Genomic DNA, 11,203 nt, shown 5'->3' on the forward strand with positions numbered 1-11,203 from the left:
ACCAGTCGCTATCCAACACCAACAACATGGAGTTCGAACCATGAGCACTAAAGGGCAACTGATGTTACAAGACCCGTTTCTCAACGTCCTGCGTCGCGAACACGTGCCGGTCTCAATCTACTTGGTCAATGGCATCAAGTTGCAGGGGCAGGTCGAGTCGTTTGATCAGTACGTCATTCTGCTCAAGAATACCGTAACCCAGATGGTATACAAGCATGCTATTTCCACGGTTGTTCCCTCGCGTCCGGTGAACTTCCAGCAGGACGGTAGTGGCGAGTCCTGATTTTTGCAGTGCATGTTTGCTTTGTTTCTGCGTTCTTGTCTCTTGGTTACAGAGTCCCCGCTTGGCGCTGGCTTAAGCGGGACTCTTTTGCTTTTTCCAGAAAAAGAATCCCATGTTTGAACGTCCCGCCGCGGGCGAGCGTGCGGTGATTGTTCAGCTCGATTTTGGCACCGACGATATCGCTGAGCAGTTGGAAGAGGTTCGCCTGCTGACCGAATCCGCTGGTGCTCAAGTATGCGCTGAGGTTTTCGGTCGCCGTCAAAGCCCTGATTCGGCGACCTACGCCGGCAAAGGCAAGGTCGAAGAGGTGGCAGCGGAGGTTGCGGCTCACGAAGCCAATCTCGTCATCTTTAATCACGAACTGTCGCCGGCGCAGGAGCGAAATCTTGAGCGTGCATTGAAATGCCGGGTTATCGATCGGACAAGCTTGATCCTGGACATTTTCGCGCAGCGTGCGCAAAGCTCCGAGGGTAAATTACAGGTTGAACTCGCTCAGCTCGATCATTTGGCCACGCGGCTGGTGCGGGGCTGGACGCACTTGGAACGTCAGAAGGGTGGTATTGGTCTGCGCGGTCCGGGCGAAACGCAGTTGGAAACCGACCGTCGTCTTCTCGGCAAGCGAGTCAAGGTCCTGCGCGAGCGTTTGCAGAAGCTGGAAAGGCAGCGAGGCGTTCAGCGTAAGGCGCGTTCTCGAAATGAAATGTTGTCTGTTTCGTTGGTCGGCTATACAAATGCCGGGAAGTCTACACTTTTCAACGCATTGACTCATGCCGGAGCGTATGCGGCCAACCAGCTTTTCGCGACGCTCGACACAACTTCCCGCAAACTCTGGCTGGGTGAGGCTGGTAACATTGTCATCTCGGATACGGTCGGTTTCATTCGTGACTTGCCGCATTCTCTCGTCGCCGCGTTCCACGCTACTCTTGAAGCGACGTCGCAGGCTGATTTATTGCTGCACGTTGTCGACTCGGCGAGTCCGGCACGGGATGATCAGGTTGCCGAGGTTAATAAGGTGCTTGAGGAGATTGGCGCGAGTGGGGTTCGCCAGTTGATGGTCCTCAATAAGCAGGATTTGACCGGGCTGCCGCCGGCTGTCGAGCGGGACGAGTATGGTAGAATTACACGCGTTCGCTTGAGTGCTAAATGTGGTGATGGCTTGTCATTGTTGCGTGATGCACTGACCGAAATCGCACTCGAAAAGATCCAGTCTTCGCGTTCGGCCGAAGGCCGCTGATCTGTCTTTATACCCTGTCAATTTTCCGGGTTCAAGTTCTCGCTATGATCTCAACCATTGGAGTTCTTATGTCGCTCAACGATCCGCAGTGGGGGAATCGAGGCAGTGAAAATGGTGGCGGTAAACGCCCAAACCAGGGGCCGCCCGATCTTGAGGAGATGTGGCGCGATCTAAATCGCCGTCTGTTCGGCAAGCTGGGGCGGTCGGGCGGGGGCAATGACGGCGGTGGTCGCATTTCGCGTAATATCGATCCCAAGTTTTTGGGGGGCGGTATCGGGATGGTCGTTGGACTTGTCGTTGTCCTCTGGCTGGCCAGCGGGTTTTATATTGTTGATGCCTCGCAACGTGGGCTTGTTCTCCGGTTTGGCGAATACAAGGAGAGCACCGAGTCGGGGCTGCGCTGGCGCTTGCCTTATCCGATCGAGTCGCACGAACTGGTTAATATTTCCGGTGTTCGGACCGTTGAAGTCGGCTATCGCGGTAGCGAGAGAAACAAAGTGTTGAAAGAGGCGCTGATGCTGACGGATGATGAAAATATCATTAACATCCAGTTTGCAGTGCAGTATATCCTCAAGGATCCTGTTGAATATATTTTCGAGAATCGGACCCCCGACGAGGCGGTGATGCAAGCGGCCGAAACCGCTATTCGGGAGATAGTCGGCAAAAGCAAGATGGACTTTGTCCTTTACGAAGGGCGCGAACAGATTGCTGTAAAGGCGTCCGAACTCATGCAGCAGATCCTTGACCGTTACAAGACCGGTATCCTGATTTCAAAAGTGACAATGCAGAATGCGCAACCTCCGGAGCAGGTTCAAGCGGCGTTTGATGACGCCGTCAAAGCCGGGCAGGATCGGGAGCGCCAGAAGAATGAGGGCCAAGCGTACGCGAATGACGTTATCCCGAAGGCTAGAGGTACGGCCGCCCGCTTGATGCAAGAAGCCGAAGCCTATAAGCAACGCCTGGTTGCCACGGCCGAGGGTGATGCGAGCCGATTCAAGCAACTTCAGGCCGAGTATGCAAAAGCACCCGAGGTGACGCGTAACCGCCTTTATCTCGAAACGATGCAGCAGGTTTATTCGAACGTGAGCAAGGTGATGATTGATGCCAAGGGGCAGGGGAATCTGCTTTACCTTCCGCTGGACAAACTGATGCAGGGAGTCACGGTCAGTGGTCCGGATTCCTCTGCATCGAACGGTGCTCCTGTTTTGCCGAATGTCTCTCAGTCGCAACCGTCGTCGGATCGCTCGGATTTGCGCTCTCGAGACGCTTTGCGGTCGCGTGACCGGGAGGCTCGATAATGAAAGCAAGTCTGAATTTTGTTTCTGCGATTGCCGCAGCGGTCTTGGTCGTTCTCAGTATGTCCATGTTCACGGTTGACCAGCGCCAACATGCGGTTGTTTTCCAGTTGGGGGAGGTGCGCGAAGTCATTGCCGAGCCCGGTCTGTATTTCAAGTGGCCCTTGATCCAGAACGTCCGCTATTTCGACAAGCGGATCTTGACGCTTGACAGTGCCGAGCCGGAGCGTTTTATTACCTCCGAGAAGAAAAACGTTCTGGTTGATTCGTACGTGAAATGGCGGATTGTCGACCCGAAGCTCTACTACGTTTCTGTCGCGGGGGATGAATCCCGGGCCAAGACCCGTTTATCACAGACTGTTAACGCCGGCTTGCGCGAGGAGTTCGGGAAGCGCACCGTTCATGATGTCGTGTCCGGCGAGCGGGACAAAATCATGGAGCAAATGCGCCAAAAGGCCGATCTCGATGCCAGGAAGATCGGTGTTCAGATCGTTGATGTTCGGGTCAAGCGCGTCGATTTGCCGACGGAGGTCAGCGAGTCGGTCTATCGCAGGATGGAAGCCGAGCGCAAGCGGGTCGCCAATGAACTTCGTTCGGAAGGGTCTGCTGAGGCGGAAAAGATTAGGGCTGATGCAGATCGACAACGCGAAGTGATCGTCGCCGAAGCTTACCGCGATGCGCAAAAAGTCAAAGGGGACGGAGATGCGAAAGCCGCTGCCATTTACGCTCAGGCATTCAACCAGAATCCAGAGTTTTACGCTTTCTACCGTAGTCTTGAAGCGTACCGAGGTGCCTTCAGGAATAAGTCGGATGTCGTAGTCGTCGAACCGAGTTCTGACTTCTTCAAATACATGAAGAACGTCAGCAAAGGCGGGGATAGATCGGTTAAATGACCGATTCCCTAGTTCTCGCACTGGCGTTGATGCTCGTGATAGAAGGCATCATGCCGCTTGCAGCTCCAGCGGCATGGCGCGATACGTTTCGTCGCTTGATTCAGCTCAAAGATGGTCAGCTACGTTTCGTGGGTTTGGCCTCGATCTTGGCAGGAATTATTCTAATCATGGTTTTTAGATGAACTGGTTGTTGCCCGAATACATTGCTGATGCACTGCCGCAAGAGGCAGCGTGCATTGAACGTTTGCGCCGGAAAATATTGGACATTTTTCGGGGGCATGGTTATGAACTCGTTATGCCCCCGTTGCTGGAATATCTGGATTCCCTGCTGACTGGGTCGGGTTCTGATCTCAAGTTGCGTACCTTCAAATTGGTTGATCAGCTTTCAGGCCGGACTCTTGGTGTGCGTGCCGACATGACACCCCAGGTCGCGAGAATTGATGCTCATCTTCTTAACCGGCAAGGCGTGGCGCGTCTCTGTTATTGCGATAGCGTTTTGCATACGCTTCCCGCTTCGCAAGCAGCGAGCCGGGAACCGGTGCAGATAGGCGCGGAGCTTTATGGCTACTCCGGCCTGGAGGCCGATGTTGAAGTTATCAGGCTGATGGCGTCGTCGTTGGCGGCGGTTGGGACACCCGCAACGCGGATAGATATCGGCCACGTTGGCGTGTTTCGGGCTTTGGTACGCGCAGCCGGGCTGGACGCCGAAACAGAAGAGCAGATTCTACTTCTGCTTCAGGTCAAGGATGTTCCCGGGCTGGCGGAAGCGTGCTCTTCATTGCCCGAGTTTTGCCGGTCGGCACTAATGCGTTTGCCAGAGCTCTACGGGGGTGACGACGTGCTCGAATTGGCTGCTCAGGTTCTTCCCGCTTTGCCGGAGATTGTCTCGGCGCTCGAAACGATGCGGCGCCTTCGCAATGCGTTGCCCGAGTTGCCACTCTCCTTCGATTTTGCCGATTTGCGCGGCTATCACTATCACAATGGTATCGTCTTCGCTGCTTATTACCCGGGGTTCCCGAGTCCGATAGCTCTTGGGGGGCGCTACGACGGTGTTGGCAAGGCGTTTGGCCGTGCTCGTCCGGCTACTGGTTTCTCCTTTGATTTGCGGGAGGTCGCTCGCTTGGCGCCGAAGGGCGAGGCGGCCGGGGCTGTCTTGGCCCCGTTCTCCGGGGGGGATGTGTCGCTACAATCCGAAATCAACGCCTTGCGTGCCGCGGGTGAGATTGTCGTCGAACTCCTGCCTGGTGAATCCGCAAATGAAGGCCCGCTGTGCGACCGTTGCCTGGTCCGGCACAGTGGTGATTGGATTATTCAGGCAATTAACAGGAATTGAGCGAAATGGCAAAAAATGTCTTGGTGGTGGGCGCGCAATGGGGCGATGAAGGGAAGGGCAAGATCGTTGACTGGTTGACTGATCATGCCCGTGGCGTTGTCCGCTTTCAGGGGGGGCACAACGCCGGTCATACGCTGGTCGTCGGCGATAAGACATACAAACTTAATCTGGTTCCGTCGGGTATCGTGCGCGACGGAGTAAATTGTTTTATCGGGAACGGGGTTGTACTCGACATTCATCACCTGATCAAGGAAATCGGCGAACTGGAGACTGGGGGCATTGAGGTGCGGTCCCGGCTCAAAATCAGTCCGGGCTGTCCTCTGATCCTTGGGTATCATTCGGCGCTCGATCGGGCGCGCGAGGCGGCACGTAGCCCCGATTCGCGGATCGGAACAACAGGCAAGGGGATTGGACCGGCCTATGAAGACAAGGTGGCGCGACGCGCCTTGCGGGTTTACGACTTGTTCTATCCAGAGCGTTTTGCAGAGAAGCTCAAGGAAAATCTCGATTATCACAACTTCGTGCTGACCAAATATCTCGGGGCCGAGGCGGTTGATTATGAGCAGGTGCTGGCGCAAGCGCTGGCTGACTCTGAAGTTATCAAGCCAATGGTCGTCGATGTGTCGGCCGCTCTGTACGAGGCCAACAAGAACGGCCAGAGCCTCCTGTTCGAGGGGGCACAGGGTGCGTTGCTTGATATTGACCACGGCACCTACCCGTTCGTAACGTCGTCCAATTGCGTATCTGGGCAGGCGGCTGCGGGGTCGGGGATCGGGCCGGGTATGTTGCATTACGTTCTCGGGATTACGAAGGCTTATTGCACCCGTGTCGGCGGAGGCCCTTTCCCAAGCGAGCTCGATATCGAGACAGCCGGGATGCCGGGCTTTCAAATGTCGCAGGTCGGCCGGGAGTTCGGTACGGTCACCGGGCGCAAGCGTCGCTGCGGATGGTTTGATATCCCAGCTCTTCGGCGTTCGATTCTGATCAACGGTATGACCGGTTTGTGCATCACCAAGCTCGATGTTCTCGACGGCTTGTCGGAAATGAAGATCTGCACGGGCTACAAGTTGAATGGTAAGGTCGTTGATCTGCTCCCGATGGGGGCTGATGAGGTTGCCGGCTGTGAGCCGGTTTTCGAGACATTGTCCGGTTGGAGCGAATCGACGGTTGGAGTGAAATCGTATGCCGGCCTCCCTGTAGCTGCCCGTGCCTATCTGGAGCGTATCGAGGCATTGTGTAGCGTGCCGATCGATATTATTTCCACCGGCCCCGAGCGTAGCGAGACGATTCTTCGACGCCATCCGTTTGAATGAGCTTCCGTTTGGCCGTTGTGAAAAGCCGGAATTTTCCGGCTTTTCTTGTTTATCGGCTGTGTTTTTCTCGCGCGTTGCAATGGAGTGGGGATGGCTGTCTTCTCGGGTGCTTGCGTTAGCTCTGGCGCGTAGGTATTTTGTTTGTGTGTTTTAAATGCGCGAAGGTATTGTTGGTATGGGAATTCTTGACTGGTTCAAGAGTCGGCCGTCGCAATTGGATCACCATCGCGAGGCGGACCCGGATAGTGAGTTGAGGAAGATCGTCGATAAGGCCATCTCTTTGACGAATCCGCGCTTGAAGTTGCTTCCCCTCGCGGAAGAGAGTCTTCTGCCCGCAGTAAAAACAACGGTTGCCTATTTGCGCGAGGCGAACAGTGAGTTGCCCGGAGCAATCGAGGTGTCTGCTGCTCAGTGGGCTTCTCTGCCCGAGCTCAAGGCTTTTTTTGTATCCGCTTCAGATGTGCCTGTAGTCTTGGCGAGGTCGACCAACCTGCGTACGCTTTTTGACAAGTATCCCGGTTTGGGGGAAGTGTATTTCATCCTGGGCATGGCGTTTGCCGAGCAGCAAGCAAATGCCATTTCTTTGCAAGACGCGGGTGGTGTACTCGACTCGACCAAAACGGTTGTTAGCTTTTCCGATCATCGGGTGCGTATTTGCGGGCAATCCGAAGCGGAGGTTCGGCACATTCTCGGGACGCAGGTGTTTGAATACCTCGTTGCACAGGCGATGTCTGAAATTGCTGAGGAGCGTACCGAGCGACGTGAGTTGGAGGACAACCGGTCGCTGATTCGAGCGCGTCTGCGTCTTCTTCGCCAGCAGGGGCCTGGATTGGGTAGCGTGTTGGGTAGTCCTCCTTCGAGCGTGGGAGAGCAGTCAAAGCTTGAGGCGGCTCTTCTGGAAAATGAACGGCAACTCGAAGAGTTGGGAAGCCCAAAGGATGTTCTGGAAACCGAACTCGAAATGTTGCGCGGCGTGCTAGAGCATCCGGAAAAGTATTTCCAAGTTGAGCGGCGCCAGTTTCTCGTCGACTCGATGAATATTGTCCTTGATGAGAAAACAGCCGGATTGGGGGGCGGTGCTTCACGAATCGCTTTTTCTGAAGCCCGGCTGATGGGCGTGCCGGTTTTGCAACGGGCGTTCATTGTTGGGCGCGTAGCTCGCTCCGACGTGCCGGTTACGAAGATGAATTTCGAGAATGCGGTGCGCTACTTGTGAGGCTGGCAAGAGTGCTGGAAGCAGGGAGTGTTGGCCTCTGTATGAAAAATCGTAATAGAGGCCATTTCGCTGGACGCAGAAGCTGAAATTTTAGATAGCGTTAAAACGCAATAAGAAAGGCTGTCGTGGCGAAAGAGATTCGGCAAAAATTGAACTTTAATGGACAACAAAAAACCCCGGGAACAAAGTTCGTCGGGGTTTGTAAAAGTTTTTCTTTAGAAACTGTTTGGTGCCCAGGAGAGGACTCGAACCTCCACAGTGTTGCCACCACTAGGACCTGAACCTAGCGCGTCTACCAATTTCGCCACCTGGGCGTTTCCGAAGAAGGAAACATTTTATAGGAACTAAAAAAAATGTCAATAAAAAAATTATCAAAGATTAGAAAAAGTGATCCATTTCTCCAACGTGAGGCGACGAAGTATTTACTGCCCCTCCCTTCGCGCGAGTACATCCTGCAAATCATCGAAGCGCAAGCCAAACCGGTCAAATTTGAGCAGCTTTGCGCTTTGCTCGATATTCGTCGCGATGAGTACGAGGTTTTTCAGAGACGCTTGGCCGCGATGGAGCGCAGTGCCGAGTTGATGCGAAATCGCAAAGAGGCGTACATCGTTCCCGAGCGGGCGAGTCTTATTGCGGGGCATGTGGAGGGGCACGCTGACGGGTATGGATTCTTGGTGCCCGATGATGGCGGCGAGGACCTGTTTCTTGATGCCAAGCAGATGTCTGGCGTGCTGCATCGCGACCGGGTTCTGGCGAGGGTTTCCGGTATCGATCGCAAGGGGCGCCGTGAGGGCGTGATCGTTGAAATAACCGAGCGGGCAAATAGTCGGGTTGTTGGGCGCGTATTGATTGAGCATGGAATTACCCTTGTTGTGCCGGAAAACAAGCGAATCAATCAGGACATTCTGGTCGTTGCTGCGCGCAAGGGTCAGGAGGGTAAAAAAAGGGCGAATGAAGTTAAGGATGTGAAATCGGGGCAGGTGGTGATGGTCGAGATTGTCGAGCAGCCCTCCCGGCATTCTCAGCCCTTGGGGCGCATCGTTGAAGTTCTCGGTAACTATGCTGATCCTGGTATGGAAATAGAGATCGCGCTGCGGAAGCACGATCTGCCTTTCGAGTTTTCGCCTGTGGCGCTTGAGGAAACCAATGCGCTGCCCACTCGAATCAGGAAATCCGAGTGGGCCGATCGCAAGGATTTGCGGGATATTCCCTTGGTGACGATCGATAGCGAGAGTGCCAAGGACTTTGACGACGCGGTGTTTGCCGAGAAAAAAGGACGTGGATGGCGTCTTGTCGTGGCGATTGCCGATGTTAGTCATTATGTCGCGCCCGGTATGGCATTGGACCGTGATGCGACGGAACGGGGTAATTCCGTTTACTTCCCGCGGCGGGTGATACCGATGTTGCCGGAGAAGCTCTCGAACGGCTTATGTTCGCTCAAGCCGGATGTCGACCGCCTGGCGATGGTATGCGATATGGACATTAGTTCGGGCGGTGCGATCAAAGACTATCGGTTTTATCCGGCAATTTTTCGTTCGAAGGCCCGATTGACGTATACGCAGGTTTGGGGATGGCTTTCAGGCAGCCTTGAGGCTGATACCGATTTGCATAAAGGATTGCAGCCGGGGTTGCAGGATCTTTATGCGCTTTTCAAGGTGTTGCAAAGCGCTCGTGGCAAGCGTGGGGCCATAGATTTTGAGACAACCGAAACGATGATGGTCTTCAACAAGCAGGGCAAGATCGACAGCATCGTTCCTGTTCAACGCAACGATGCGCATCGCTTGATCGAAGAGTGCATGTTGGCTGCGAATGTGTGTGCGTCGGATTTTCTGCAAAAGAACAAGCAACCCTGCTTGTATCGAATTCACGAAGGCCCAACGCTCGAAAAACTGGAAGGGTTGCGTAGCTTTCTTAAAGAGTTTGGTTTAAGCCTGTCAGGCGGGGATGATCCAACCGCCAAGGATTATGCGGCCCTGCTTGAGAAAGTGAAGTCTCGCCCGGATGCGGCGTTGCTGCAAACTGTAATGCTTCGCTCGCTGCGGCAAGCGGTTTACAGTCCGGACAATGTCGGGCATTTCGGCCTTTCGTATGAGCACTACACCCACTTTACGTCGCCGATCAGGCGGTATCCCGATTTGCTGATACATCGCGCTATTAAAGCGGTGCTCGATGGCAAGCAGTATTCGCCTGGCGATTGGGATGCGGTTGGACTTCATTGCTCCATGACAGAGCGACGCGCCGATGAAGCGACACGTGACGTCGAGGTGTGGCTGAAGTGTTATTACATGCGCGATCGGATAGGCGAGGAGTTTGATGGCACGATTGCGGGGGTTGCGCCGTTCGGTGTATTCGTCGCACTCGATTCCGTTTATGTCGAAGGTTTAGTGCACGTTTCGGAACTTGGCGAGGATTATTTCGTTTTTGATAACACCAAGCACCAGATGCTCGGGGAGCGCACCGGCAAGCGTTATCGTTTGGGTGATCGTTTGCGGGTGAAACTTGTTCGTGCTGACCTCGAAAGCGGGCGGATTGATTTTGTTCTTGCCGATCCTTTGTCCGAGGGGCTGTCTTTCGAGGTTTCAAATATCGAACCCAGGCAACAGAGCGCTTCGGATAAGGCGGTGAGAAGCAATCCCCACAAGACAGGGGGAGCGATCGCGAAGGTTCCCCGCGAATCCATGTCAAAAGCAGCGACTCCAGTCGGTGGGGTAAAAAAACGCACTACGCCACGGAAATCCCGTTAAGTGTGGTTCGGTGTCATTCGAAAGGTTGTTTCGTCGGAGGCGACTATTGAGTATTAGAATACGCGCCCCTTGCCGACATCGAGAGTGATTATGTCCAACACGAGCTTTATCTACGGTTTTCATGCCATTACAGCCAAACTGCGCCATCAACCGGAAGCAGTCGTGGAGATATTCATTGACGCGGATAGGCATGATGCGCGTGCGCGGGATCTGATCCGTCATGCTGAATTGCAGTCGGTTCGTGTAATGCCGGTTGATGGAAAGCGTCTTGAGGGGATGGCAGGGGGGGGGCGTCGGCACCAGGGCGTGGTCGCCAGAGTGACCTCCGAAAAGAGGCCCGTGTCGCTGGATGATGTGCTGGAAACGCTTGAAGAACCCCCTTTTCTTCTTGTTCTGGATGGCGTGCAGGATCCCCATAATCTGGGCGCCTGTTTGCGTGTTGCCGATGCGGCGGGGGTTCATGCTGTGATTGCGCCGAAGGACCGGGCGGTGGGGCTTACGCAAACGGCGATCAAGGTTGCCAGTGGCGCAGCCGAAAGTGTTCCATATATTACTGTGACGAATCTGGCGCGGACGCTGCGCGAACTTCGGGAGCGGGATATCTGGATCATAGGGACTGATGCGGAGACCGATGAGGGGTTGTATGAAGCCGAATGGCCTCAAGCAACGGCCTGGGTGCTTGGAGCGGAAGGCGATGGCATGCGTCGGCTGACGCGCGAAACCTGCGACCAGTTGGTGACGATTCCCATGATGGGCTCGGTGCAAAGTTTGAACGTCTCGGTGGCGGCTGGCGTATGTCTTTATGAGGCGCGGCGTCGGCGCGGTGTTTGAGCCAGGCGGTACGAGCGAAGCGTGGTGAGGCGCTCTCTTGACCCGCGAGTCTGGGTGCGTA

At 54.8% G+C, this 11,203-nt stretch carries 10 protein-coding genes and 1 tRNA gene; 10 read left to right on the forward strand and 1 reads right to left on the reverse strand.

The genetic code is table 11. From position 1 onward, the window contains the following. Positions 1-40 precede the first annotated feature (40 nt). The 8 genes from hfq (at position 41) to GH659_RS03600 (ending at position 7,567) form a co-directional block, all read left to right on the forward strand. Positions 41-283 carry an RNA chaperone Hfq gene (gene hfq, locus GH659_RS03565; RefSeq protein WP_153109365.1) on the forward strand — a complete coding sequence of 81 codons (243 nt, stop codon included), beginning with the start codon at positions 41-43 and terminating at the stop codon, positions 281-283. A gap of 112 nt (positions 284-395) precedes the next feature. Beyond that, complete coding sequence (hflX, locus tag GH659_RS03570; RefSeq protein WP_153109366.1) at positions 396-1,517, forward strand: GTPase HflX; 1,122 nt, start codon at positions 396-398, stop codon at positions 1,515-1,517. A gap of 68 nt (positions 1,518-1,585) precedes the next feature. Beyond that, positions 1,586-2,815, forward strand: coding sequence for an FtsH protease activity modulator HflK (gene hflK / locus GH659_RS03575; RefSeq protein WP_153109367.1), 1,230 nt, complete (start codon positions 1,586-1,588; stop codon positions 2,813-2,815). Continuing rightward, positions 2,815-3,705 (forward strand): protease modulator HflC, encoded by an 891-nt coding sequence (gene hflC, locus GH659_RS03580; protein WP_153109368.1) that lies wholly within the window; start codon positions 2,815-2,817, stop codon positions 3,703-3,705. The genes hflK and hflC overlap by 1 nt, the downstream gene beginning before the upstream one ends. Further along, positions 3,702-3,887, forward strand: coding sequence for a DUF2065 domain-containing protein (locus GH659_RS03585; RefSeq protein WP_153109369.1), 186 nt, complete (start codon positions 3,702-3,704; stop codon positions 3,885-3,887). Before hflC ends, GH659_RS03585 begins: the two co-directional genes overlap by 4 nt. Then, positions 3,884-5,038, forward strand: a complete 1,155-nt coding sequence (locus GH659_RS03590; protein ID WP_153109370.1) for an ATP phosphoribosyltransferase regulatory subunit — start codon at positions 3,884-3,886, stop codon at positions 5,036-5,038. Before GH659_RS03585 ends, GH659_RS03590 begins: the two co-directional genes overlap by 4 nt. 5 nt (positions 5,039-5,043) lie before the next feature. Continuing rightward, positions 5,044-6,351: an adenylosuccinate synthase gene (locus GH659_RS03595; protein ID WP_153109371.1), complete on the forward strand. Its 1,308-nt coding sequence runs from the start codon at positions 5,044-5,046 to the stop codon at positions 6,349-6,351. A gap of 175 nt (positions 6,352-6,526) precedes the next feature. Further along, positions 6,527-7,567 (forward strand): hypothetical protein, encoded by a 1,041-nt coding sequence (locus tag GH659_RS03600; protein ID WP_153109372.1) that lies wholly within the window; start codon positions 6,527-6,529, stop codon positions 7,565-7,567. A gap of 227 nt (positions 7,568-7,794) precedes the next feature. Here GH659_RS03600 and GH659_RS03605 read toward each other — a convergent pair. Continuing rightward, positions 7,795-7,881, reverse strand: a tRNA-Leu gene (locus GH659_RS03605). A gap of 39 nt (positions 7,882-7,920) precedes the next feature. Between GH659_RS03605 and rnr the strand changes: the two genes are divergently transcribed. Together rnr and rlmB are read left to right on the forward strand one after the other, a co-directional pair. Beyond that, the gene (rnr, locus tag GH659_RS03610) at positions 7,921-10,311 is read left to right on the forward strand and encodes a ribonuclease R (protein ID WP_153109373.1); all 2,391 of its coding nucleotides are present in this window, start codon (positions 7,921-7,923) and stop codon (positions 10,309-10,311) included. 90 nt (positions 10,312-10,401) lie between these two features. Further along, positions 10,402-11,142 carry a 23S rRNA (guanosine(2251)-2'-O)-methyltransferase RlmB gene (gene rlmB, locus GH659_RS03615; protein ID WP_153109374.1) on the forward strand — a complete coding sequence of 247 codons (741 nt, stop codon included), beginning with the start codon at positions 10,402-10,404 and terminating at the stop codon, positions 11,140-11,142. Positions 11,143-11,203 lie beyond the last annotated feature (61 nt).

This window comes from Propionivibrio limicola (assembly GCF_009469695.1).
Taxonomy (GTDB): domain Bacteria; phylum Pseudomonadota; class Gammaproteobacteria; order Burkholderiales; family Rhodocyclaceae; genus Propionivibrio; species Propionivibrio limicola.